General features: G+C 56.3%; 21 protein-coding genes and 1 tRNA gene. 6 read left to right on the top strand and 16 right to left on the bottom strand.

All coding sequences use genetic code 11. The annotated features are described in order from the left end of the window. The 4 genes from EV102420_RS15530 to EV102420_RS15515 all read right to left on the bottom strand — a co-directional run. A partial coding sequence (locus EV102420_RS15530; RefSeq protein ID WP_154058831.1) for a cytochrome ubiquinol oxidase subunit I occupies window positions 1-220 on the bottom strand: 220 nt, incomplete at its 3' end. A 17-nt stretch (window positions 221-237) separates the two neighbouring features. Further along, window positions 238-726: a helical membrane plugin domain-containing protein gene (locus EV102420_RS15525; RefSeq protein WP_042393403.1), complete on the bottom strand. Its 489-nt coding sequence runs from the start codon at window positions 724-726 to the stop codon at window positions 238-240. Further along, window positions 726-3,698: a formate dehydrogenase subunit alpha gene (fdhF, locus tag EV102420_RS15520; RefSeq protein ID WP_042393401.1), complete on the bottom strand. Its 2,973-nt coding sequence runs from the start codon at window positions 3,696-3,698 to the stop codon at window positions 726-728. The genes EV102420_RS15525 and fdhF overlap by 1 nt, the downstream gene beginning before the upstream one ends. Window positions 3,699-3,881: 183 nt before the next feature. Further along, window positions 3,882-5,150: an MFS transporter gene (locus EV102420_RS15515; protein ID WP_042393399.1), complete on the bottom strand. Its 1,269-nt coding sequence runs from the start codon at window positions 5,148-5,150 to the stop codon at window positions 3,882-3,884. Between the two features lie 449 nt (window positions 5,151-5,599). Between EV102420_RS15515 and EV102420_RS15510 the strand changes: the two genes are divergently transcribed. Both EV102420_RS15510 and EV102420_RS15505 read left to right on the top strand, forming a co-directional pair. Next, a complete protein-coding gene (locus EV102420_RS15510) occupies window positions 5,600-6,250 on the top strand; it encodes a carboxymuconolactone decarboxylase family protein (RefSeq protein WP_042393397.1) in 651 nt (216 codons plus the stop codon). An 87-nt stretch (window positions 6,251-6,337) separates the two neighbouring features. Then, on the top strand, window positions 6,338-7,327 hold the full coding sequence (locus EV102420_RS15505; RefSeq protein ID WP_042393395.1) for an aldo/keto reductase: 990 nt from the start codon (window positions 6,338-6,340) through the stop codon (window positions 7,325-7,327). Window positions 7,328-7,461: 134 nt separating this feature from the next. Here the strand turns inward: EV102420_RS15505 and EV102420_RS15500 are convergent, their stop codons facing one another. After that, window positions 7,462-7,758: a contact-dependent growth inhibition system immunity protein gene (locus EV102420_RS15500; RefSeq protein WP_042393393.1), complete on the bottom strand. Its 297-nt coding sequence runs from the start codon at window positions 7,756-7,758 to the stop codon at window positions 7,462-7,464. A 188-nt stretch (window positions 7,759-7,946) separates the two neighbouring features. Here EV102420_RS15500 and bla point away from each other — a divergent pair, with 188 nt between their 5' ends. After that, window positions 7,947-8,801: a class A beta-lactamase gene (bla, locus tag EV102420_RS15495; RefSeq protein ID WP_042393391.1), complete on the top strand. Its 855-nt coding sequence runs from the start codon at window positions 7,947-7,949 to the stop codon at window positions 8,799-8,801. A gap of 206 nt (window positions 8,802-9,007) precedes the next feature. Beyond that, window positions 9,008-9,268 carry a hypothetical protein gene (locus EV102420_RS22815; protein ID WP_306302609.1) on the top strand — a complete coding sequence of 87 codons (261 nt, stop codon included), beginning with the start codon at window positions 9,008-9,010 and terminating at the stop codon, window positions 9,266-9,268. 117 nt (window positions 9,269-9,385) lie between these two features. On the opposite strand, the gene EV102420_RS15485 is transcribed toward EV102420_RS22815, so the two are convergent. From EV102420_RS15485 to EV102420_RS15470, 4 genes are all read right to left on the bottom strand, one after another. After that, a complete protein-coding gene (locus EV102420_RS15485; protein WP_042393389.1) occupies window positions 9,386-9,808 on the bottom strand; it encodes a hypothetical protein in 423 nt (140 codons plus the stop codon). Further along, complete coding sequence (locus EV102420_RS15480; RefSeq protein ID WP_042393387.1) at window positions 9,805-10,503, bottom strand: hypothetical protein; 699 nt, start codon at window positions 10,501-10,503, stop codon at window positions 9,805-9,807. Before EV102420_RS15480 ends, EV102420_RS15485 begins: the two co-directional genes overlap by 4 nt. 365 nt (window positions 10,504-10,868) lie before the next feature. Further along, a complete protein-coding gene (locus EV102420_RS15475) occupies window positions 10,869-11,897 on the bottom strand; it encodes a virulence RhuM family protein (protein ID WP_147282679.1) in 1,029 nt (342 codons plus the stop codon). A gap of 249 nt (window positions 11,898-12,146) precedes the next feature. Next, window positions 12,147-12,241 (bottom strand) — tRNA-Sec (locus EV102420_RS15470). A 287-nt stretch (window positions 12,242-12,528) separates the two neighbouring features. Here EV102420_RS15470 and EV102420_RS15465 point away from each other — a divergent pair. After that, a complete protein-coding gene (locus EV102420_RS15465) occupies window positions 12,529-13,923 on the top strand; it encodes a glycoside-pentoside-hexuronide family transporter (protein ID WP_042393385.1) in 1,395 nt (464 codons plus the stop codon). A 12-nt stretch (window positions 13,924-13,935) separates the two neighbouring features. Beyond that, window positions 13,936-16,254 carry an alpha-xylosidase gene (gene yicI / locus EV102420_RS15460; RefSeq protein WP_042393383.1) on the top strand — a complete coding sequence of 773 codons (2,319 nt, stop codon included), beginning with the start codon at window positions 13,936-13,938 and terminating at the stop codon, window positions 16,252-16,254. A gap of 11 nt (window positions 16,255-16,265) precedes the next feature. Here the strand turns inward: yicI and EV102420_RS15455 are convergent, their stop codons facing one another. The 7 genes from EV102420_RS15455 to gmk form a co-directional block, all read right to left on the bottom strand. Then, window positions 16,266-17,945: an AsmA family protein gene (locus tag EV102420_RS15455; RefSeq protein ID WP_042393381.1), complete on the bottom strand. Its 1,680-nt coding sequence runs from the start codon at window positions 17,943-17,945 to the stop codon at window positions 16,266-16,268. A 120-nt stretch (window positions 17,946-18,065) separates the two neighbouring features. Continuing rightward, window positions 18,066-19,457: a xanthine/proton symporter XanP gene (gene xanP / locus EV102420_RS15450; protein ID WP_042393379.1), complete on the bottom strand. Its 1,392-nt coding sequence runs from the start codon at window positions 19,455-19,457 to the stop codon at window positions 18,066-18,068. Window positions 19,458-19,560: 103 nt separating this feature from the next. Further along, a complete protein-coding gene (gene recG, locus EV102420_RS15445; RefSeq protein ID WP_042393377.1) occupies window positions 19,561-21,642 on the bottom strand; it encodes an ATP-dependent DNA helicase RecG in 2,082 nt (693 codons plus the stop codon). Between the two features lie 4 nt (window positions 21,643-21,646). After that, entirely contained in the window at window positions 21,647-22,336 is a 690-nt protein-coding gene (gene trmH, locus EV102420_RS15440) for a tRNA (guanosine(18)-2'-O)-methyltransferase TrmH (RefSeq protein WP_042393375.1), read from the bottom strand. A 4-nt stretch (window positions 22,337-22,340) separates the two neighbouring features. Further along, a complete protein-coding gene (spoT, locus tag EV102420_RS15435; protein WP_042393373.1) occupies window positions 22,341-24,449 on the bottom strand; it encodes a bifunctional GTP diphosphokinase/guanosine-3',5'-bis pyrophosphate 3'-pyrophosphohydrolase in 2,109 nt (702 codons plus the stop codon). An 18-nt stretch (window positions 24,450-24,467) separates the two neighbouring features. Further along, window positions 24,468-24,743, bottom strand: coding sequence for a DNA-directed RNA polymerase subunit omega (rpoZ, locus tag EV102420_RS15430; RefSeq protein WP_042393371.1), 276 nt, complete (start codon window positions 24,741-24,743; stop codon window positions 24,468-24,470). Between the two features lie 54 nt (window positions 24,744-24,797). Next, entirely contained in the window at window positions 24,798-25,421 is a 624-nt protein-coding gene (gmk, locus tag EV102420_RS15425; protein WP_042393369.1) for a guanylate kinase, read from the bottom strand. Window positions 25,422-25,603: the final 182 nt, after the last annotated feature.

Below are 25,603 nucleotides of genomic sequence, written 5' to 3'. Positions count from 1 at the left end.
CTCCGGTCACCACGCCCACCGCGACGTTCAGCGCGAATACCTTGCTCCAGTACTTATAGAGATCGCGATAAACCTGCTGCTTACGCCACAGCCACAGCCCCTCCAGCAGCATTAACCACTGGGCGAGGCCGATGGTGAAGGCCGCCAGCACAATGTGAAAGCCGATGGTAAAGGCGAACTGGCTGCGCGCCAGCCACAAAGCCGTCTCCTGGCCTAACATGCATCCTCCACGGAAACTTAAGCGTCGCTGGGTTTGCCGCTAAACGAGGAGATGGGTTTGTCCACCTTCTCCTCCATACGGCGCGAAAAGGCCTTCATGCCGTTAAGCAGTGGCATGAGAGAGTGCCAAAGCTCGTCGTCATGCAGCATTTTCCAGGCGCCGCGTGCGCCCGGCGCGCTGCCATTCTCGCTTTGCGGCTGCTCTTCTTCGCGGCTCAGTTCGGCCATAAAATCACGCAGGCCGAAGGCGAGCTTGTACATGCGCTCCGGCGGGATGGTAGAGAGCGCCATCAGCAGCACGGAGATATTTTGAATGACGTTCAGCGAGCCTTTACGGCTCAGGCCGTCGACAATCACCTTAAGCCAGTCGTTGTTGCTGGCCACCATGTCGTTGGCGAGGCGCAGCACGCCATGCTCATGCAGCGTCTGCAGCAGACGCTGAAGTTCTTCCTCGGCGGTGGGGCCGATGACTGGCGGCTCCACCTGATAATCAATCGCTTTAGCCATTAAAATTTCTCCGGATTCGGGGCCTGTTCGGGCGGAAGGCGATAGTCGTCGCGCTGCCATTTCTCCTCAACCTGCACGTGCGGTATCGGCGTGCGGTTGCCGTAGCGGAAGTTGTGCCGCGGGAGCGGGGAAGGGTGTGGCTCGCGTGAAAGCTTCTTCAGCCGGATAGCGATCTCTTTATAGGCCGGTGTGTTGACGTCCGGGTCGTGATGTTCGCCCGTCAGCAGGTTAATGCCCGGCTTGCCCTGGTGAATAGAGATAAACAGCGTGCTACCCGCCACGCGGTCGGTGACGACCACCGGTACCTCCAGCGAGCCGCGCCGTGAGGTGAGTTGCACCCAGTCACCCTCTGCAAGGCCGCGCTCGGCGGCAAGCTCAGGGCTAATTTCCACAAACCAGTCCGGTGACAGCGATGTCGTGCGCCCACCGCGCCCGCTCTGGTTGGTCGCCTGGAAATGCTCCAGCATGCGACCGTTGTTGAGCGTCAGGTCGTACTGCGCATCGGGTTCTTCCTGCGGCGGCTGCCACTCAAGCGGGTAAAGCACGGCGCGCTTGTCGGGGAATTTAAAACCGTCGGTATACAGCAGCGGCGTGCTCTCGCCGTCGGGCTTCACCGGCCAGAGCTGCGAGTTCCATCCCTCCAGCCGCTCATAGCTAACGCCCGCGAAAAGGGTGGCGATGCGCGCCGCTTCGGCCATAATCTGCGACGGGTGCGTATAGCCCCAGTCGTGCCCCATGCGGGCGGCAAGCTCGGTGAGAATGCGCCAGTCCGGTCGGCTGTCGCCAAGAGGCTTCATCGCCTCGTAAAAGCGCTGAATGCGCCGCTCGGTGTTAACGTAAGTGCCCTCTTTTTCCACGCTTGGGCAGGCTGGCAGCACCACGTCAGCGAACTGCGCCGTACGGCTGAAGAAGAGATCCTGCACTACCAGAAAATCGAGATTGGTAAAGCCCTCGTGAACGCTGGTGGTGTCGGCGTCGGCAAAGGAGGTCTCTTCGCCAATTACATACATGGCGCGAATTTGTTTCGTGCGCGCGTGTTGAACCATCTCGAAGTTATCCGAGCCCGCCTCCAGCGACAGCCGCTCTGGCTCAACGCCCCATGCGCGTGCCCACTTTTCGCGCACGCTTTCATCGGTTACCGATTCGTAGCCGGGGTAGTAATCTTTCAGGCAGCCAAAGTCGCTCGCCCCCTGCACGTTGTTGTGGCCGCGCATCGGGTAGCCACCGGTGCCGGGACGGCCATAGTTGCCGGTCACCAGCAGCAGGTTAGAGAGCGCGGTGCTGGCATCGGCACCGTGGCTGTGCTGGGTGATGCCCATTGCCCAGACGATGCAGACCGCGCTTGCCTTGCCGATAAGCTCGGCGGCAGCGGTGAGTTCCTCAACGGAAAGCCCGGTGATGTCTGCCGCGAACTCCAGCGTAAACGGTGCCAGCGACTGACGATACTCCTCCACCTGGTTGACCCGCTCGTCCAGAAACGCCTGGTCGGCATAGCCGTTATCAAACATATAACGGGCCATCGCCGAGGCCCATACCATGTCAGTGCCGGAACGGGCACGTAGGTGCAGGTCGGCGCGCTCGGCCATCTCGTGACGGCGTGGGTCGACGACCAGCAGTTTCTGACCGTGGTGCTTTTTCGCTGCTTTGAGTTTTGCTGCGATAACTGGGTGGTTTTCAGCGGTGTTACTGCCGACGATGATCACCAGATCCGCCTTCTGCAAATCCTCTATCGTGCCCGCGTCGCCGCCGTAGCCTACGGTGCGGAATAAACCCTGAGTCGCGGGGTTCTGGCAGTAGCGAGAGGAGTTGTCCACGCTGTTGGTGCCGATAATCAGGCGGGCGATCTTCTGCGTCAGGTAGGCCTCTTCGTTGCTGCCTTTGCTGGAGCCGATAAAGCCGATGCTCTGCGGGCCATGCTGGTCGCGAATGTGCAGCAGGCGGCGGGCCACCAGCTCCAGCGCTTCGTCCCAGCTCGCCTTGCGAAAGCGGCCATTTTCACGAATAAGCGGCGTGGTGAGACGCTCTTTATCGTTAATAAAATCCCAGGCGAATTTGCCTTTCACGCAGGTAGATATGCCGTTGGCGGGCGCGTCGGCCATCGGCTGCACTTTCAGCACGTGACGGTCGCGCGTCCAGATCTCAAAGCTGCAGCCGACGCCGCAGTAGGTGCAGACGGTTTTGGTGCGTTTGATCTCCGGCTGACGCCAGTGCATGTCCATCACCGAAATACCGGTGACGATTTCCGCGCCGGTGGTGTTTTCTACCGCCTTCACCAGATCGATCATGGGGCGCTTAAGCGACTGCTTCATGCTGGTAAACGGCCCGGCGTCCGGCTGCATGGTTTTCTCAAGCAGTGCGTTACAGGGGCAGACGGTGACACAGTGGCCGCAGCTGACGCAGCTCGATCCGGCGATGGTTTCGCCGCCGTCCCAGAGCACGCGCGGGTGTTCCATGGTGTAGTCGATGCTTAGCGTTTCATTCACTTCCACGTTCTGACACGCCTCCACGCAGCGACCGCAGAGAATGCACTGATCGGGGTCGTAGGTGTAGAACGGGTTGGAGTGGTCTTTTACGTAGGGCTTACGCTGGTATTCATAGCGCTGAATGGGGATATGCATATCCGCCATGGTGTTGTGCAGCGTGCAGTCGCCGGTGTTGTGCTCGCAGACGGTGCAGTAGAGCTCATGCTTCGCCAGCAGGCGGTCCATCCCTTCATGCTGCGCCGCCTCGGCAAGCGGCGTGCGGCTGGCTATCTGCATGCCTTCGGCGCTTTTAAGCGTACAGCCGCGCACCAGCTCGCCATTGTATTCTACCCAGCAGACATCGCAGGTTTGCATGGGTTCAAGGGAGGGGTGGTAGCAGACATGGGGCAGCTTCAGGCCTCCCGCGGTTAGAAAATCGATTAGCGGGACGTTCGACGGGCCAGTAACCGGCCTCCCGTCGTAAAACAGGGTACACAGGGGTTCGCTCATTTTGCTTCCTCAACCTTGCCAATCGCCGTCGGCAAACCGCACCGCAGCAGAGTGAAGGCGTCTTTTCCCGCAGGAAGCGCCTTCGTTATTGTCGTTTAAAGGTAGCTAGGGTTGTGGGGGTTCGCCAGGCAAGGGAGGATTTGCTGAAAACGCCACCTGCGGTTGCCGGTGGCGTATTTTTAGTTAGAACGTCTCTTGCGGGATCAGGGTTTGAGCAGGGGTTTTAAGCAGCATCCACAGCAGGATGGCGCCGACTACGTCGAAGCCGGAGAGCACGGCAAACAGCGGGCTAAAGCCGACGGTATCGGCCAGCGCGCCTACCACCAGCGCAAACAGGGTGCTTGCCGTCCAGGCTGCCATGCCGGTAAAGCCGTTGGCGGTCGCCACTTCGCCGGAATCAAACATATCGGAAGAGAGAGTGATCAGCGCCCCGGAGAGCGACTGATGGGCAAACCCGCCGACGCACAGCAGACCAATCGCCACCATCGGACTGCCGAACAGCCCTACCATGCCGGGCAGGATCATCAGCGCTGCGCCCATGGTCACCACCAGCTTGCGGGAGACGATAATGTTAACGCCAAACAGTTTCTGGAACATTCCCGGCAGATAGCCGCCCACGATGCAGCCTACGTCAGCAAACAGCATTGGGATCCAGGCAAACATGGCGATATCTTTCAGGCTAAAGCCGTAGGTATGCACCATAAACAGCGGGATCCAGGCGTTGAAGGTCCCCCAGGCAGGTTCGGCTAAAAAGCGCGGCAATGCGATGCCCCAGAACTTACGCTGTTTCAGCAGGTGACCAATGCGCACCTTCTCCACATGCTCCTTCTCCGGCTGGCCGCCGGTGATGTAGAGATACTCCTCTTTGGAGAGGGATTTGGCCTTTGCCGGACGGTTATAGGTGAAGTACCAGCCCGCAGCCCACAGCACGCTGGAGACGCCGACGATAATAAAGGCCAGCCGCCAGTCGCGCATAAAGATCGCCCAGGCCACCAGCGGGGGCGCAATCACCGCGCCGATAGAGGATCCAACGTTAAAGTAGCCTACCGCCACGGAGCGCTCGCGATCCGGGAACCATTCGGTCACCGCTTTCAGCCCGGCAGGAATCATCGCGCTTTCGGCAAAGCCGCCGAGGCCACGGAAGAATGCCAGTCCCGTCCAGCTGGTAGAGAACGACGCACCGATGCAGAACACGCCCCACAGCAGGCCGAAAATGGTATAGCCCATTTTGGTGCCGAGCGAATCCAGGATATACCCCGCGATTGGCTGAGCGATGGTATAGCAGGCGGAGAAGGTAGCAATAATCCAGGAGTATTGCTGCGTAGTGATGTGCAGATCGCTTTGTAGCGTGGGTGCCGCTGCCGAAATGGTGTTTCTGGTTAAATAGCAAAGAACGGTACCGAGCGTCACCAGCGAAACCATAAACCAGCGCATATGACCTGTTTTGCGCATACATACCTCTTTTTTAATGCAATAGACTGGCTGACCGCTGCAAGGCAGCAGGCAAAGAATCGAATAGAGATAGAGAGGAAACGCGACGCTATATAGCGCGTCGGAGAGTTATCGTCGCCCGGCCCTGGGCTTGTATTTGTTATCTTGCTCACACTTCGAGGGCATGATGAACCGTTGTTTCACTATTTTTTGTGATCTAACTCAATTTAGGTGGCAAGTCGTGCCAGGGGAGTTTTGGTGTGTGATCGGAGTCACACTTTAGAGGTAGGCGATAGGTAGGCCGGGTAAGGCTCAGCGGCCACCCGGCATATGAAACAGGTAAGACTCATGAGCCCACTTCATAAGGTCATGCTCTTTTACGCCATTTTTAAATACCCTGAATCCGATAATATCAATTGATGATATGACGTTCAGACGAATAGCTAAAGCTAGTTTCAGGAGTATCAGACATGCAGCAGCAACATACCATCACCGATACGCTCACTGCCCGCCAGCAGGCTATCCCTCTCATTGCGGCATCCATGGCGGTCGGCAATATGGAGAAGCTCAACGCCGCCCTTAACCATGGACTGGATGCTGGCCTGACGATAAACGAGACCAAAGAGATCCTCGTTCAGCTCTATGCCTATACTGGTTTTCCCCGCAGCCTCAATGCGCTGGGTGAGCTCATGAAGGTTGTTGAGGCCCGCAAAGCGCGCAGCGTTACCGACGAGCAAGGTAAAGAGCCTGTCGCCCCCGTTCCCGTTGGCGATGAGCTTCAGCGCGTCGGAACGGCCAACCAGACCACTATCTCCGGCGCGCCGGTACAGGGGCCGCTGTTTGATTTCGCTCCGGTCATCAACCAGTTCCTGCAAACCCACCTCTTCGGCGATATCTTTGCCCGCGACAACCTCGACTGGCAGAGCCGCGAGCTGGCGACCGTCGGCGCCTTAGCGGCTATGCCGGGCGTAGAGTCTCAGCTGCTCGCCCACGTGAAAGCCAGCTTGCGGGTAGGGCTGAGCGTCGGACAGCTGCGTCAGCTTGCTCAGGGCCTGCGTAGCAACGGCGATGCCGATGCGGCCGCACGTGCGGAAAAAGCGCTGGAGCAGGCGCAGGATTAATAACCTCAGCTAATTAGCCCAAAAACATCTCTCCTTGTACGATCCCTAAGCAAGTGTTTAACCATAAAACCGAAAAGGTACGACGTAATGCAAAAACGTTATCTTGGTCAATCTGGGCTTGAAGTGTCGGCCCTGGGTCTGGGCTGTATGGGCTTGAGTCACGGATACGGCCCGGCAACCGATCCCCGCCAGGCGATAGAGCTGATCCGCGCTGCCGTTGAGCGAGGCGTAACCTTTTTCGATACCGCTGAGGTCTACGGCCCGTATGTGAACGAAGAGGTAGTTGGGGAAGCGTTAAAACCGTTTCGCGATCGGGTTGTTATCGCCACCAAGTTTGGCTTTACCTTTGGTGATGACAATAAGCAGCAGATTTTAAACAGCCGTCCGGAGCATATTCGTGAGGCGGTAGAGGGTTCGCTGCGCAGGCTTAAAACTGACGTTATCGATCTACTCTACCAGCATCGTGTTGATCCTGACGTGCCTATCGAAGACGTTGCCGGAACGGTAAAAGACCTGATTGCCGAGGGTAAGGTTAAACACTTTGGCCTGTCCGAAGCGGGTGCCCAGACCATTCGCCGTGCCCATGCGGTGCAGCCAGTTACCGCGCTGCAAAGCGAATACTCCCTGTGGTGGCGCGAGCCAGAGCAAGAGATTTTGCCGCTGCTGGAGGAGTTAGGCATTGGCTTTGTGCCGTTCAGCCCGTTGGGCAAAGGGTTCTTAACGGGGGCGATTAAAGCGAATACCACCTTTGGTGAAGATGATTTCCGTCGCAGCGTGCCGCGTTTCGCTGCCGAGGCGCTGGCGGCTAATGAAAAACTGGTCGATCTGCTGACCGTGCTGGCTGCAGAGAAGAGCGTCACACCTGCGCAGATTGCCCTGGCGTGGCTGCTGGCCCAAAAGCCGTGGATTGCACCGATTCCCGGCACCACCAAACTACATCGTCTGGAAGAGAATCTGGACGCAGCAGAGATTGTTCTTTCTCAGAACGATTTGCAGAAAATTAACCAGGTGCTTGAGACGGTTAAAATAGTCGGCGATCGCTACTCCGCCGCGCATCAGGCCCGTGTAGGCCGCTGACAAGTAATTTGACTTTTGATAATTATCGAGAAAGACTTTCCGTCAAACTGCCATTGCTAAGTAAAGTCTCGCTATTCTGACAAGGATGTCAGATAACGGTTAACCATATTCGTTCAACCGCTATTTATATAAATCTATTGTTCCGAGCAGATCTGACGAACTGTCATCAGGAATTGATAAGCAGTGGTTTCCCAAAGGTCGGGAGAAAAATCAAAATCGTATCTATTCTTGAACTCCCCTTCGACGTCATCGCCATAAGCGGATATAAAATCATCTATCTCTTCTATGAGATCTTTTAGCATCCAGCCCGGAGATGATTTCTTGAATAATCTTACTATTCCTTCAATCGTGTCCTCACCATCATTGATAATATCGGCATCCTGGTTGAAGTAACCAAAAATGAGCTGGTCAAGAAAATGGAAGTTTTGCACTTTTTACCTCATATATCTGGGAACGCTGTAAAAATATAATAGGGTTTGCCGTTATGCTCTTGAAATTCAATGACAAGAGAGACTTTATGACGCCACGGTTACTAAAGAGCGCTTTTGATATTCCCTCCTTTAGTAGCCTCCATCATGCTAATGTCATGACATGACAAGTGACGGTAAGGAATTCTGATGTGAAGCGCACTATCGGCGGGGTACTGTTTCTTCTTTTCGCGCTGTGCCAGTCGGCTCAGGCAATCAACACTGAGGGGCTACAGGCCTTTCTAGAGCAGGAGGAGACACGCCTGCCGGGTAAGATTGGCATGTCCATCGTCAACGCCGACGGCCAACCGATCTTTGGCTATCGCCAGAATGAACGTTTCCCTTTAACCAGCACTTTTAAAGTCCTCGCCTGTGCCGCGCTGCTCGATCGTCTGCATAAAACCGCTGGCTTGCTGGATCAGACGGTCACCATCAAGCCTGACGAACTGTTGAGCTACTCTCCGATCACCAAAAACTACGTTGCTCCGGCGACCATTACGCTGCAAACCCTGTGTTCGGCGGCGGTGAGCTATAGCGATAATACGGCGGGCAACAGCATTCTGACTTACCTTGGCGGCCCTGCGGCGGTAACGCGCTTTATGCGTGAGAGTGGCGATACCGTTACCCGGCTGGATCGCACCGAGCCGACGCTCAACGAGGCTACGCCAGGAGATGAGCGCGACACCTCTACGCCGGAACGTATGGCATCTGGGCTGCATACGCTGCTGGCGACGCCGCTCCTAACCAAGCCGCATCAGGCGATGCTGGAGAGCTGGATGCGGGAGGACAAGGTGGCCGACAACCTGCTGCGCGCTGCTCTGCCCAAAGGCTGGTTCATCGCGGATAAGACCGGCGCAGGCGGCTACGGCTCAAGGGCTATTATCGCTGCTGTCTATCCCACGGGGGAAAAGCCTGTCTATATGGCGATCTACATCACCCAGACGGATGCCGAGATGAAGGTGAGCGACGGGGTGATTCAGAAGATTGGGGAGCGGATGTTTCGGTGAGCGTGTACGTAAGAGATATAACGTGAAAGGAGGTACGCTGCCGCATGCATAAGAAATTGAAGATTATGAATCTTGCCGTTGTGTTGGTTGGCGGCGTACTGATATATGTCACGCCATATATTAAGATGGAGTTTGCTGGGAATGCAACGTATACCGAACAGAATGCGTGAGACTATCTTTTTTATACGCCAGAAATACTGAAAAAGATGCCGCGCATTTCTGGTAGCTATGAGTTTGATTTTGCTAATATTACTGGGCCAGCTAAACATGTACATGCAGTAAAATTCTATGGTGCCAGTGATGTCAGTAAAATTGATTCATATCTGGAATCCATCGGTTATAAAAAGCAGAAGGCATGTGATATAGACGCCTCATGCTGGCGAGGTTCTGACAAGCAGGAAACCGTTTCTGTAAGTATGCTTAACAGCGAAAAAATGGTCTTGGTACAGAGGGTAAATAATTTTTAAAATGATTAGTAGAAGGTTTAAAATACTCCGCCAGGAAATTAACCGCGTCGACAAACAACGCCAGTAAGTTACTGGCGGGTTACGATAATAGCTATTTATATCTGTCCATACATCTCTTTATGGCTTCTCTACCACCGATACAACAATTGTTTCCGGCTTCGGCACGATACCGACTGATACTGTTATTTTCGGATCTTTCCCCTGCCAACATTCACCCTCTATATCACAGACGCCAAGACGTGTATATCCATTTTCTGCAAGATAAGTATCAATCCTGCTGGTATCTGATGTACCGGAAAACTTTATATCATAAATAAGCAGGTCTGGCCCGGAAACATTAGAGTAGCCGAACTGATATGTTTCAGATACACGTGGTAATTCTTTTAAAAGATCAGGAGTGAAAAATTCGTATGCTCTTTTATCCTGCTCTGTATAGCTAGCGCTTTCAGCAAAATCCATTTTAACGTAGGGCCACACGTAAACTAAACCTACAACGATAGCGATCAGCGCTGTGAGTAAAATCTTGTTAGATGTTTTCATATTATTGGTGCCCCCTTTCCAAACTGTATAAAGCTTCCATCGCGTGATGAGACACCAACATTTCCTGATTTCCAGTCAGTAAAAGGGCGAATGGTTTGCATAAAACTAGGCAAAGACCCTTTGTGCGGTTTGGCATTAGAAAAGTGCTCAGGATCAGGGAACAGAAGAGGCTGGAAAGTTTCATTTTTCCATGATCCTATTTTTCCGTAATAGTCCCATCGCTTGAGAGCCTCCTCTTTACTAACTGGGCGTAGCATTGGGAAAGGATTTATACACGACATAATGCGATAAAACCCGAGCAAATCAGAAACAAGATCTTCACCACTAAATCCGCTATCAGTTATTAGGTTGTTAGGGAATGAACCTTGACAGCTTTCAAATTGTTTGGCTAACGTCATCATCGTCGTAAGCGCAATACTTTGGCGCTCAGGATATGTGCGGCCTTTCTTTACACGAAATCTTATGAATTTTCCTATCCGTACAACACGATGCTTGTCTGCCATTGACTGAGAATAAGTTACATCGTAGTACGCATTTCTTTGAGATTCGCCTTTTTGAAACTGGTTCCATAGCTTTAAAATGTCTGAACCTTGAGCATGGCCCAGATCCACCCACCCTAGAACTTCTGTATAAATTAGTCCCCTACGACTTGTTGATGCCAGTGAACCATCAATTATATCTTCTCGTATACTCATCTTAAAAACCCCTTCATCCCTACTTTCGTATCATTAAGAAATCCATGGTGATAAAGTTTATCTGCTTTTTGTTTGGTTTGTCTGTACTTAAAATGCCATATGTGTAAACCAAAATATAGAGCAAATGCTTTATCATAGAGCCAAGAAAAAGTGATAAAGGTGTTACGGATAGGGGATTCACCATATCTAAGTAAGATAAAAGATGTATTGAATTTGTCAGAAGGAAGCGAAAAATTTTGGCGGAAGATCACAGTAGTTGCATTTGATATTTAACCCATTGATGTAAAATAAATATTTCGTTTTCTATAAATGCCCCCTACGCAACCCAAGATGGTTTCGCTTGCGGGGGGCGGGGGCATCCAAAGCTACTTTTTGGCCTCTTTTTCCCACTGAAGCAACGCAGCGATATCCTTCTCACCTTCGGCTTCTTTTAAGCGCCGTTGTTGTTCGACAAATTGACTATATTCTGCCTGCGCTTTTTCATCGGCCAGTTTCTTGCTGATTTTACCAGTACCTTGTAAGACATCTCGGTCGTTAAATTGCAGGAACTGATCTAGCTTGTCTTGCCAGTCATGGATAAAGATCTGCTTACGGCGACGGGCCTGATCCTCGGCAAAATCCAGCCACATGTTAACTACGCGGTTAAGTTCACTGACCTCATCCTGGTTAAGATAGTTTTTAGCTACCGTTACATCGCATTTACGTACCTCATCGCCTTTGTAATTGGTTAAGCCCATATGCGGTTTATTGGCGTCAGCGCGTTTGTGGATGAGTTCAGCGGCAGTATGACCAGTGCAGGCGAAATGCAGCTTGTTCTGGATGGTTTGGAAAAACTGTGTGGTTTCCTTCAGGGAAGGCTGATAGTCGGCGGCTAACGCAAAGATCTCCCGCACCCGCAGATACACCCGCCGTTCGCTGGCACGAATATCGCGGATGCGTTCCAGCATCTCATCAAAGTAGTCAGGTACAACGGATGAACCAACGGGCGGATTTTTCAACCGCTCATCGTCCATCACAAAACCTTTGATCAGATATTCCTGGAGCGTTTGGGTTGCCCACTGGCGGAACTGAGTGCCTCTGATGGAGCGTACTCGATAACCTACGGCAAGAATAAGCGGTAAGCTAAAATACTGAACTTGATATTTTTTTCCATCGGCGGCAGTTGTTCGGTAAAACCGAACAACTGAATTCCCATCAAGTTCACCATCTTCGAAGATGTTCTTTATATGTCCGCTGATGGTTGCTTTAGCTTTACCATAAAGTTCGCAAATCATTGCCTGGGAGAGCCACAGCGTATCGCTTTCGAAACGACACTCGATGCGTACTTTGCCATCGCCACTGGTGAACATCAGAAATTCGCCTGCTGGTGATTGCATTAAGTTTTCATCCGCCATAGCCCCTCCACGTTAGCTTCTCTAAGCACGTATCAATCTGCTTAGTATGCCAGAGATTTAGGATGAACCCTGCTGCGATAGCACTTATCGCTCATTGCATTAAACAATGTTTCGAGCTCGAATATCAGGCGAGGAGTAACAGATTTTCCGATCTAACAGCAAGGTCTACTTTCGAAGAATGTTATTGATAATAAATACAGATATTGCAGGAGATTTTGCTTAGAAGAGTGCAGTTCAAAAGAAGCAAACTGGCGGAAGATCACAGGAGTCGAACCTGCCCGGGGCCGCTGGCGGTCCCAACTGGATTTGAAGTCCAGCCGCCTCACCGGAGACGACGATCTTCCGCGCCTGCATTGCTACATGGAGGCGGGCGCATTATAGCTACTTTCCCGCCTTTACACACATCTATTAGCGCTTTTTTCACTGTCCCGTTTCGTTGCCACCTGCCGTTTCGGTTAAAACCCCATAGTTTCCGCAAGTTACAATCAAATCCGTCCGTTTAGCCTACCGCGATCACAGAAAACAAGAATCGTAATTTGATAACCAGAAAACGGAATACCCGCGCCAGGAGGGATGGTTTACAACGACGTCAACCGGTCTCAGAACGCTTTGTTACTGAAGGATAAGAAAAATGAACAGTCAGGTTATTTCTGTAAAGGAGAAGATTGGCTACGGCATGGGCGATGCCGCCAGCCATATCATCTTTGATAACGTCATGCTGTACATGATGTTTTTCTACACCGACATCTTTGGTATCCCTGCCGGCTTTGTTGGCACCATGTTCCTGTTGGCCCGTGCGCTGGACGCCATCTCCGACCCCTGCATGGGCCTCATCGCTGACCGTACCCGCAGCCGCTGGGGCAAGTTCCGCCCGTGGATCTTGTTTGGCGCTATCCCCTTCGGTGTCGTCTGCGTGTTGGCCTACACCACGCCGGACCTCAGCCACAACGGCAAGCTGATCTACGCCGCCGTGACCTATACGCTACTAACGCTGCTCTATACCGTAGTTAATATCCCCTACTGCGCCCTCGGCGGCGTGATCACCAATGACCCGAGCCAGCGTATCTCGCTCCAGTCCTGGCGCTTCGTGTTGGCAACGGCGGGCGGCATGCTCTCTACGGTGCTGATGATGCCGCTGGTACATCTCATCGGCGGCGAGAATAAAGCACTGGGCTTCCAGGGCGGCATCGCGGTGCTCTCAGTGGTGGCGTTCCTGATGCTCGCCTTCTGCTTCTTTACCACCCGCGAGCGTATTCAGGTGCCGCCGAGCACCACGCCAATGCGGGAAGACCTGCGTGATATCTGGAACAACGACCAGTGGCGCATCGTGGGCTTCCTGACGCTGCTAAACATCCTCGCGGTCTGCGTACGCGGCGGGGCGATGATGTACTACGTCACCTGGATCCTCGGCCAGCCGGAGGTGTTCGTCGCCTTCCTCACCACCTACTGCGTCGGCAACCTGATCGGCAGCGCGCTGGCGAAACCGCTCACCGACTGGAAGTGCAAGGTCAGCGTCTTCTGGTGGACCAACGCGGCGCTGGCGGTGCTGAGCGTGGCGATGTTCTTCGTCCCGATGAGCGCCAGCCTGCTTATGTTTGGGTTTATCTTCGTGATTGGCGTCCTGCACCAGCTCGTGACGCCGATCCAGTGGGTCATGATGTCCGACACCGTCGACTACGGCGAGTGGTGCAATGGCAAACGCCTGACCGGGATCAGCTTCGCCGGCACGCTGTTCGTGTTGAAGCTGGGCCTGGCTCTTGGCGGGGCGGTGATCGGCTGGGCGCTAGCAGGCGGCGGCTACGATGCGGCGGCAAAAGCGCAGAACGGCACCACCATCACCATCATTATTGCCCTCTTTACCCTCGTCCCGGCGGTCTGCTATCTGCTGAGCGCCATTATTGCCAAACGCTTCTACACCCTGAAGACCCCATTCCTCACCGCCATGATGCAGCAGCTCGCCGTGGGCGCGCGCCGCAACCAGCAGGCGTTTGACCAGGAATCGATCGGCAAAGAATTAACGCATTAAAAGGAACAGAGCATGAAAATCAGTGATGGAAACTGGCTTATTCAACCCGGACTTAACGTCATCTCTCCGGTGCAGGTCTTTGACGTGGAGCAGCAGGGCAGCGAGCTGCTGATCCACGCCTCCCCGCGTGACGTGCGCGAGCGGACGTGGCAGCTGGATACGCCCCTCTTTACCTTGCGCCTCTTCTCCCCGCAGGAGGGGGTGATCGGCGTACGGATGGAGCACTTCCAGGGTGCGCTGGATAACGGCCCGCACTACCCGCTGAACCTACAGTCAGACGTAGAGGTTGAGCTGCAAAACGACGAGGCGTTCGCGTCTCTGACCTCTGGCAATCTCACCGCGCGGGTCACCAAAGGCGAAACCTGGTCGCTGGATTTTCTGCGCAACGGCGTGCGGATCACCGGCAGCCAGCTGAAGAACAGCGGCTATGTGCAGGATGCGCATCATGGGAAAAACTACCTGTTCGAGCGGCTGGATCTCGGCGTCGGGGAAGCGGTCTATGGCCTGGGCGAGCGCTTTACCGCCCTGGTGCGCAACGGCCAGACGGTGGAGACCTGGAACCGCGACGGCGGCACCAGCACCGAGCAGGCGTACAAGAATATTCCCTTCTATCTCACCAATCGTGGCTACGGTGTGCTGGTGAACCATCCCGAATGCGTCTCCTTTGAGGTGGGATCGGAGAAGGTATCGAAGGTGCAGTTCAGCGTTGAGGGCGAGCATCTTGAGTACTTCGTAATCGACGGCCCGACGCCAAAGGATGTCCTGAACCGCTACACGCAGCTTACAGGTCGCCCGGCGCTGCCGCCCGCGTGGTCATTTGGTCTCTGGCTCACCACCTCGTTTACTACCAACTACGACGAGGCCACGGTAAACAGCTTTATCGACGGCATGGCCGAACGCAATCTGCCTCTGCACGTCTTCCATTTTGACTGCTTCTGGATGAAAGCCTTCCAGTGGTGCGATTTTGAGTGGGACCCGGTGACCTTCCCGGATCCAGAGGGGATGATCCGCCGCCTGAAGGCGAAGGGGCTGAAAATCTGCGTCTGGATCAACCCCTACATCGGCCAGAAGTCGCCGCGCTTTAAGGAATTGAAAGAGAAGGGCTACCTGCTCAAGCGCCCGGACGGCTCGCTCTGGCAGTGGGACAAGTGGCAGCCAGGGCTGGCCATATATGACTTTACCAATCCCGAAGCCTGCCGCTGGTATGCCGACGAGCTGAAGAAGCTGGTGGCGATCGGCGTTGACTGCTTTAAGACCGACTTTGGCGAGCGCATCCCTACTGATGTTCAATGGTTCGACGGATCCGATCCGCAGAAGATGCACAACCACTATGCCTACATCTACAACGAGCTGGTGTGGAACGTGCTGAAAGAGACGGTGGGCGAGCGCGAGGCGGTGCTGTTTGCTCGGTCTGCTTCAGTCGGTGCGCAGCAGTTCCCGGTGCACTGGGGTGGCGACTGCTACGCCAACTACGAGTCGATGGCGGAGAGCCTGCGCGGCGGGCTGTCTATTGGCCTCTCCGGGTTTGGTTTCTGGAGCCATGACATTGGCGGCTTTGAGAATACCGCTCCGGCACATGTCTATAAACGGTGGTGCGCGTTCGGGCTGCTCTCCAGCCACAGCCGCCTGCACGGCAGCAAATCCTACCGTGTGCCCTGGGCCTATGACGAAGAGTCCTGCGACGTGGTGCGCCACTTTACCCAACTGAAGTGCCGCATGATGCCCTATCTCTACCGCCAGGCGGCGCTGGCTCGTGAGCAGGGTACGCCGATGCTGCGGGCGATGATGCTGGAGTTCCCGGACGATCCCGCCTGCGACTACCTTGACCGTCAGTATATGCTCGGCGACGCCGTGCTGGTCGCGCCGGTCTTCTCCGAGGCGGGTGACGTGCAGTTCTATCTGCCGGAAGGGCGCTGGACGCACCTGTGGCGCAACGATGAGCTACAGGGTAGCCGCTGGTACAGACAGCAGCACGACTTTATGAGCCTGCCGGTCTATGTGCGCAACAACACGCTGCTGGCGTTGGGAAGTAACGACCAGCGGCCTGACTATGCGTGGCATGAGGGAACCGCCTTCCAGCTCTTTGCTCTTGAAGAAGGGTACGAGGCCATCTGTGAGGTGCCGGGTGACGACGGCGCGGTGGTGTTTACCCTGAAGGCGACGCGCGAGGGCAATACGCTGCGCGTAGTGAGCTCCGGCGAGGCGCAGCGCTGGACGCTTTGCCTGCGCAACGTGCAGAAGATCGGCGGCGTGAAAGGCGGCACATCCGCTGGCAGCGAGTGGGGTGTGGTAGTGAGCGCCGAAGGGAGCACGCTCACTATCGAGCTGTAGGCCCGGCAAGCTTACTGCACGATTTCGCCGTTACGCATCGTCTGAGTGAGCTGCTGCTTCATGACGTCGATCGCTTTCAGCTCGCCGTTCACGGTTGGCTTCAGCGGTGCCTCGGCGTTGACCCTGCCGGTGGCGGTGAGCTGGATATTACCGCCGCCGGAGAGGGGCAGCGCAGGCCAGCCCCACTGCTGCAATATGCCGAGCGGAATGCCGCGCCCGTTGAGGTTAACGTTTACCTGCCGCTCTGGTCCCTGCGAGACGGTCGCGGTCCCTTCCAGCAGACCCTGCCCGGTGAAGGCGCTCAGTTCGCTGATGTTGACCGTACTGCGGTCGGCGGCCAGCGCCAGCGACGGACGACGAACGTCGACGCGGTTAAAGGTCGCGGCGGCGGCGTTGAGCTTGGCGCTGCCGCCCCACACGCCCCACTGGCGATCCCGCGCCAGCTGCAGGTTCGCACCATAGCCATCCAGAGCGGTGATCTGCCACGGAAACGCAGGATCGATGTCGATCACCAGGTTACGGCTGGCGCTAAACCTTTTCAGCGTCACGCTGTTCAGCCAGCCGGGAAGCTGCTCCATCCACAGCTGTTTCCAGTTAGTCGGCAGGGTATATTCCAGACCCGCCAGCGCCGTGTCGTCCAGCACCAGCGCTTTACCGTCCCGCAGCCAGTTGCCCGAGGTACGCACCATGCCACCCTCCCAGCGGGAGGTAAACTGGCGCAGCGCCATGCCCTGCGGAGAGAATTCGGCGTTAAAAATCGGATCGAAGAGGTGCAGCGAGCCAAAGATAAACTCGCTGGCGTTCATCGAGAGTCGGCCATCCTCGCTCTGCCAATCGCCCTTTGTCAGGGTCAGGCTGCGGGCGCTGAGGTCGAGATCGGTCACCGCCCAGTCCGGCCCTTGCAGGCGGGCATCGGTTACTTCGAGGCGGCCTATTTGCAATGAGGGCAGGGTAGTCAGCGGGGCGAAGAACTCGGTCAGGGATTTATCGCTCTGCAAACGAATGTCGTTCAGGCGCAGGCTATCGACAATCCAGCCTCCGTCGGCGGTGCGGCGGGCCGTGCCGGTGAGCGATCCGCGCGCCATATCCGCGCCGATAGTGCTCAGGGTCACGTCGCTATTATCAATGCTGCCCTGAATCAGCACGTTGCTGACGGGGACACCGTTCAGCGTCATCGAGCCAGCGCTGAACTGGATCTGCGCTTTGCTGCCCATCACGTTGCCTGCTATCGGTTCCCAGGGCGTGATACCGCCGGTTACCCGCTGGGCGCTAAGATCCCAGCCGGTAGCCGGGCTGTTGAAGGCCATATCGCTCAGTAGCAGGCGATCGGCCTTGAGTGGCAGCGGCGCGGTGGCAGGCGAGAGGTTGAGCGTTCCATCCTGAAGCAAAATAGTGTCCGCGTGCAGCGGATCGGTGAACTGACGGCTGCTGAAGCCAATGTCCACGCGCTTCGCTTCCAGCGTCGCGGGCTGGTCTTTGCGGCCAAATTTGACGTTGGTAAGCAGCAGATGGGAAGGAGAGGAGAAGCGGTGATCGGCGGCGTCAAAGGCGAGGTGATAGTCGGTGTTGCTACTGACCCATTTACCAACCTGCGTTGCACCCCAGCGCGTCTGAACCAGAAAATAGCAGGCCACAATCGCCAGCAGCAGGGCGATCGCGATGTAGAGCAGCATTTTTCCAATCAGTTTCATGGTCTTCCTTCCCAATGAGCATACAAGGAGTTTATGCACGATTTGTGCGCAATGCTCAAGGAAGGAATGGTGAGACAGTGTTACGGCGGCAGCGGGTGAATACCGCTGCCGCGAGGGACGTTAGTTCTTCTCAGGCGGGAAGACAAGGTTCAGTACGATAGCGGTAATACCGCCCGCGGCGATGCCGGAGGAGAGCAGGTTTTTCAGCCAGTCCGGCGCAAACTGCAGGATCAGCGGCTGCTGGGAAACGCCGAGACCAACGGCCAGCGACAGGGCGATAATCATAATCGCACGGCGGTTCAGCGGCTCGCGGGAGACGATACGCACCCCGGAGGCGGCAATAGTGCCGAACATCACCAGGGTAGCGCCGCCGAGCACCGGCTCAGGAATGTGCTGAACGAAGCCGCTTACCGCCGGGAAGAGGCCGAGCACGATCAGCATCAGCGCCACGATAAAACCGACGTAGCGGCTGGCGACGCCGGTCAGCTGGATCACGCCGTTGTTCTGGCCAAAGCAGGAGTTCGGGAAGGTGTTGAACACCGCCGAAACGAAGGAGTTCAGGCCGTTAGCCAGCACGCCGCCCTTCAGGCGCTTCATATAGAGCGGACCAGAGACCGGCTGCTCAGAGACGTCGGAGGTCGCAGTGATGTCGCCGATGGTTTCGAGGGAGGTGATCATAAATACCAGCATCAGCGGCAGAAGCAGGCTCCAGTCAATGCCCAGACCGTAGTAGAGCGGGGTCGGGATCATGATCAGGTCGCTGCTGGTCGGGGCGCTGTTCTGCGGCAGCATGCCCATCCACCAGGCCAGCAGGTAGCCTACCGCCATGGCGATCACCAGCGAGGCCACGCGCAGGTAAGGATTACGCTGGCGGTTAAGTAGGATAATCACTGCCAGCACCACGCCTGCCAGCAGCAGGTTTTTCGGTGCGCCGAAGGTGTGATCCGCCATTGCGCCGTAGCCGCCGCCGATGGAGGTCAGGCCAACCTGAATCAGCGACAGGCCGATAATCATTACCACCACGCCGGAGACTAGCGGGGTGATCACCCGGCGAGCCAGGTGCAGTACGCGGGAGATGACCATTTCCGTACAGCTCGCCAGCATCAGGGTGCCGAACAGCGCCGCCATCATCGTTGGGACGTCCGCGCCGCCGGTTTTCAACGCCGTACCGCCCATGATCAGCGGGGCAACAAAGTTAAAGCTGGTGCCCTGAATCGACAGCAGGCCTGAACCCACCGGACCCCAGGCCTTAATCTGGATAATCGAGGCGACGCCGGAGGCGAACAGCGACATGCTGATAATGTGCTGCGTATCCTGGGCGGGCAGGCCGAGTGCCTGGCAGATCAGCAGTGCCGGAGTGATGACCGCAACAAACATCGCCAGCAGGTGCTGGCAGGCGGCAAAAAGGGTTTGCGCCAGCGGCGGACGGTCTTCCAGACGGTAGATCAGTTCGCTGTTGTGTGGCTGCGCAACCGGTTGCGCATTTTCAGACTCGACGGTGTTAACGGACATCTCAGGCAATTCCACGGTGGAAAAGCGGGCATTTTAGCTGAGCGACCCGTAAAAGCAAACGATTGCATTTATAAATTTTACAAGGTGTTTCTGAGAGGCATTATCAGGCGTTGGAATAACGCTCGGTTTCCGGCATCCAGCGCTCAATCAGCGCTGCGGCCTGCTCCGGGTAGCGTTCGTGAATATGCCGGGCAAGGCGCTGTACTTCAGGGATCATTGCCCGGTCACGCAGCAGATCGGCAACCTTAAACTCGGCATTACCGGTCTGACGGGTTCCGAGTAGCTCACCGGGGCCGCGGATCTCCAGATCTTTTTGCGCAATCACAAAGCCGTCGTTGCTGTCGCGCAGCACCTGCAAACGCATTTGCGCTGTTTTGGAGAGCGGGGATTTGTAGAGCAGCACGCAGTGGGAGGCAACCGCGCCACGGCCAACGCGGCCCCGCAGCTGATGGAGTTGCGCAAGACCCAGACGCTCCGGGTTCTCGATGATCATCAGGCTGGCGTTGGGGACATCTACGCCTACTTCAATTACCGTGGTCGCCACCAGCAGATGCAGCTCGCCCTGCTTGAAGGCCTGCATTACCGCCTGCTTCTCGGCGGGCTTCATACGGCCATGGACCAGGCCAACGTTCAGCTCTGGCAGGGCCAGCTTCAGCTCCTCCCACGTGGCTTCGGCGGCCTGAGCCTCCAGCAGATCGGACTCTTCAATCAGGGTACAGACCCAGTAGGCCTGGCGGCCTTCGTTGGTACAGGCATGGCGCACGCGCTCGATAATCTCGCCACGCCGCGTATCAGCAATTGCCACGGTGGTGACCGGAGTACGCCCCGGCGGCAGCTCGTCGATCACCGAGGTGTCGAGATCGGCATAGGCGGTCATCGCCAGGGTGCGGGGAATCGGGGTAGCGGTCATGATCAACTGGTGCGGATGGAAGCCCTGCTGCTGACCCTTCTCCCGCAGCGCTAGCCGCTGGTGGACGCCAAAGCGGTGCTGCTCATCAATGATCACCAGCGCCAGGCCGTTAAACTGTACCTGCTCCTGGAAAATGGCGTGCGTACCGACCACCATCTGTACCTGGCCGCTGGCAATCGCCTCCTGCTGCGCAAGACGAGCCTTACCCTTCTGCTTGCCCGCCAGCCAGCCTACCTGAATACCCAGTGGCTCAAACCAGCTGCGGAAGTTGTTGGCGTGCTGCTCGGCCAGCAGCTCGGTGGGTGCCATCAGCCCCACCTGCTTGCCGTTGGCGATGGCGCGCAGCGCGGCCAGCGCGGCCACCAGCGTTTTGCCCGAGCCAACGTCGCCCTGCACAAGGCGCATCATCGGAATATCCAGCGCCATATCGTGTTCGATCTCTGCCGTAACCCGTGCCTGGGCAGCGGTGGGCTTAAACGGCAGCGCCGCCAGCAGCTGATTTTTTAACGTATCGTTGGCCTTCAGTGACAGGGCGTGGAACCGCTGCGCCCCGGCGCGTAGTGCCAGCATGCTGAGGTTGTGCGCCAGCAGCTCTTCCAGGATCAGGCGACGCTGGGCAGGATGCTGGCCAAGCTCTAAGTCGGCCAGCTGTAAGGTCGGCGGCGGGCGATGCAGCGTGCGCAGGGCCTCCGGCAGGCTCATCATCCCCTGTGCCAGCTCAGGCGGCAGGAGCTCCGTGATGGCGCAGGTGTCGAGCAGATCCAGTGCCTGGTCGGTCAGCTTACGCAGCGTTCCCTGCTTGATGCCTTCGGTGGTCGGGTAGACCGGGGTGAGGGTCTCCTGCATCTCCGGGGTGCTGAGATCGCCCTGAATGCGGTACTCGGGGTGGATCATCTCCGCGCCGTACTTGCCGCGCTTCGCCTCGCCGTAGGCCAGCACGCGGCGCCCTGGGGAGAGGCTATTTTTCATCGCCGCGTTGAAGTTGAAGAAGCGCATGGTCAGGATGCCGCTGCCGTCGCTGATCTGGCAGGTCATCATCCGACGCCCGCCGAAGGTCACGTTGCTGTTGAGCACTTCACCTTCGACCGTGGCGTAGACGCCCGGCAGTAGATCCGCGATGGGATAGAGATGGGTACGATCTTCGTAGCGCAGCGGCAAATGCAGGAGTAGATCCTGGACGTTCACTAAACCGATTTTGGCCAGCTTGCTGCTTTGCGCCGCGCCAACGCCGGTTAAAGAACTGAGCGGGACAGCATCGAGCAGTTTGCCTTGCATACGCTTACCTTGCTGCCTGCATGGTGGACCACCACGCGGCGTCGGCTTCGATTTCGCCGTCCGCGTTGAGGTCGGGATAGGGTAACCCTTTCTGCTTCGCTACGCGGGCCAGCACCGGGTAACTGCCTTCAAACAGCAGTCGATGCTGGTCGTCATCATCTATGGTGCTGGTATTGCGTGCGTACATCCCGGCGTTCTGCCGCTGGCGCTGCGCCTCATAGAGGATCAGCGCTGAGGCGACCGAGACGTTAAGCGACTGCACCATACCGATCATCGGAATGATAATGTCCTGGTCCGCCAGGTCCAGCGCCTCTTGGGTGATGCCGGTCTTCTCCTGCCCCATCAGAATACAGGTGGGGCGGGTATAGTCGATATCACGGAAATCTACGGATTTTTCAGAGAGATGGGTAGCGAGCACCTGCATCCCCTGGCCTTTCAGATGCCCGACGGCATCGGCAATGGTGCGGTGCGTTTTAACCTGTACCCAGCTGTTACTTCCCGCAGCGGAGGAGGCCATGATGCGCATCCGGTTTTCCGGCCAGACGGCGTGGACTTCATGCACGCCGACGGCATCGGCGGTGCGAATGATTGCCGAAACGTTATGCGGTTTGTGGACCTGTTCCATGCAGACGGTCAGATCAGGCTGGCGCCTGGCGAGCATCTCACGTATACGCGCATAACGTTTCAGAGTCATAGGGCTAGTTTCGGTTACGGGTGACCTTGATCACGTCCGGCAGCACGCGGATTTTGCGCATGATATTCGCCAGGTGCACGCGGTCGCGGCAGGTCAGGCGGATAAAGGCGCTATAGACGCGACCATCTTTCTCTTCCGTATTCAGGCTTTGAATATTGGAAGAGGCCGTGTTGATTGCCGCCGTCAGGTTTGCCAGCGCACCCTGATGGTTGAACATATCAACCTTGATCTCGGTGATAAACTCCTGCGCCGTCTCTTTATCCCACTCAACCGCCATAAACTTCTCTGGCTCTTTCTGGTAGCCACGGATGTTACGGCAGGACTCATGGTGGATCACCAGCCCTTTACCGGGGCTGACGTGCGCAATAATCGGGTCGCCGGGGATCGGACGGCAGCATTTCGCAAAGGTGATCAGCACCCCGTCCGCGCCCTTAATCGGCAGATGACCATGGCTCGGCGTGGTAGACACAGCGGAGGCTTCGCCCTGCTGTAGATTTTTCGCCACCACCACGCTCATCGCGTTGCCGAGGCCGATTTCAGCCAGCAGATCGTCGAGGGAGACAAGCTTCATGCGCACCAGCTCGCGCTGGATATTCTCAGACGGGATCTCCGCCAGCTTGCGGCTACCGCCGAGGGCGTGATTCAGCAGACGACGGCCCAGGCTTACCGAGTCATCGCGCTTGAGGTTTTTCAGCATCTGGCGGATTTTGGCGCGCGCTTTCGAGCTCACGACAAAGTTAAGCCAGGCGGCGTTCGGACGTGCGCCCGGCGCGGTAATAATCTCTACCGTCTGCCCACTCGCCAGCGGCTGTGACAGCGGGTAAGGCTGTCGATCGACGCGCGCGCCGACGCAGGCGTGGCCGATATCGGTATGCACCGCATAGGCGAAGTCGACCGGCGTCGCACCGGCAGGCAGCTCAACGATGCGCCCTTCCGGTGTGAAAACGTAAATCTCATCCGGGAAGAGATCGGATTTAACGCTTTCGATAAATTCAAAGGAGCTACCTGCGCTCTGCTGGAGCTCAAGCAGGCTCTGCATCCAGCGCTGGGCGCGGATCTGTGCGGTGGTGCTGCTCTCGCCGTGCTCTTTATAAGCCCAGTGTGCCGCAACCCCCATCTCCGCCATCTGGTCCATATCTTCAGTCCGGATCTGCACCTCAACCGGCACGCCGTGCGGGCCAATCATGGAGGTGTGCAGAGACTGATAGCCGTTCGCTTTCGGAATGGCGATATAGTCCTTCATGCGTCCTGGACGCGGCTTGTAGAGGCTGTGCATCTGACCCAGCACGCGATAGCAGGTGTCGAGATCCTCAACAATCACCCGGAACGCATAGATGTCCATGATCGAGTGAAAACGCTGCTCTTTCAGCACCATCTTGCAGTAGATCGAGTAGAGGTGCTTTTCGCGACCGCTCACGCGGCAGGGGATGCCCGCCTCCTGCAAACGCCCTTCGATCTCCGAGAGGATTTTTTGGATCATCTCTTTACGGTTGCCGCGTGCGGCCTTCACGACCTCTTTAATCACGCGGTAGCGGTTCGGGTGCAGCGCTTCAAAGCCCAGCTCTTCCAGCTCGGTTTTGATGTGGTGGATACCTAAGCGGTGCGCCAGCGGGCTGTAGATTTCGAGGGTTTCACGGGCGATGCGGCGACGCTTGTCCGGGCGTAGCGAGCCCAGGGTGCGCATGTTGTGGGTGCGGTCAGCAAGCTTGATGAGAATGACGCGGATATCCTGCACCATCGCCATGATCATCTTGCGAAAGTTTTCGGCCTGGGCCTCTTTCTTATCGCGGAAATTCAGCTTATCAAGCTTTGAGACCCCTTCCACCAGCTCGGCCACAGTTTTGCCAAACAGCTGCTCCATGTCCTGGTAGGTGGCGGGGGTATCTTCAATTACGTCATGCAGCAGCGCGGCCATCAGCGTTTCATGGTCGAGTTTCATCTCGGCCAGAATACAGGCCACCGCTACCGGGTGCGTAATGTAGGGTTCACCGCTTGAACGTGTTTGGCCCTCGTGAGCGTCACGTGCAACGAGATACGCCTGCTGGAGACGTTTGATTTGGTCTTCCGGCAGGTAGGTGCGAATCAGTTGATTCAGGCTTTCAAACAGATACAAGGGTGACCTGCAGCGTTATTAACGACGACCTTCAGCAATAGCGGTGACGGCCTGTAACTCCTGGGCTTCCTGCTCTTGCTGCTCCTGGCGCTCACGTACGTCGAGGATCTGGTTGTTGATCAGACCTTCTTCGATTTCGCGCAGCGCGATAACGGTAGTTTTATCGTTCTCTTCCGCTACCAGCGGATCTTTACCGCCAACCTGCATCTGACGAGCGCGACGCGCGGCCACCAGTACCAGGTCAAAACGGTTACCAATTTTCTCTACAGCGTCCTGAACAGTTACGCGTGCCATACTTAAAGTGCTCCACAGATGAAGAAATGACTGGGCATAATACTGAAACCCGGTTCAATCTGCCAATAGTTTGCTGATTAAAGCGTCATGTCGCTGCATTTGGCGGCCCATGCGCAGACGTTCAGCACGGATGATGGTCTTCATATCGCTGATAGCGGTATCAAAATCATCGTTCACAACCAGATAATCATATTCGGCGTAATGGCTCATTTCTGCAACTGCCTGGGCCATACGCTTGGCAATCACCTCTTCGCTATCCTGGCCACGACCGCGCAGGCGGCGATCCAGCTCCAGCTTCGACGGCGGCAATATAAAGATGCTGCGCGCCTGGGGCATTTTTGCGCGGATCTGCTGCGCGCCCTGCCAGTCGATATCGAGGAAGACGTCTACGCCCGTAGAGAGCACCTGCTCAATGGCGGCCAGGGACGTACCGTAGTAATTGCCAAACACTTCCGCATGCTCAAGGAACGCATCATTGTCAATCATGGTCTTGAATTCGTCATGATTCACAAAGAAGTAATGTTCACCGTGCACTTCACCGGGACGCGGCGCGCGCGTGGTATGTGAAACAGAAACCTGGGTGTCGTACAACGGTTGGGTCTTTAACAAAGCCTGAATCAGGCTTGATTTGCCCGCGCCGCTAGGGGCGGAAACGATATAGAGCGTGCCTTGAGCCATGAGTATCTTTATATGTAATGAACGAACGGAAATGTCTACATACGTGCCTATTATACACGTCGGTACCCTTTAACGTAGTTTTTGTCACATTTTCGCACGAGATTATTGCATTTTGCGTACTCTCTTCCTGATTCATCTCTCGTTTGCAGCAACGTTTTAAAAAGCGCTGAAGCCGCCTCGCA

The organism is Pseudescherichia vulneris NBRC 102420, assembly GCF_000759795.1.
GTDB classification, from domain to species: domain Bacteria; phylum Pseudomonadota; class Gammaproteobacteria; order Enterobacterales; family Enterobacteriaceae; genus Pseudescherichia; species Pseudescherichia vulneris.
This window is presented reverse-complemented; position numbering and strand designations above follow the sequence as displayed.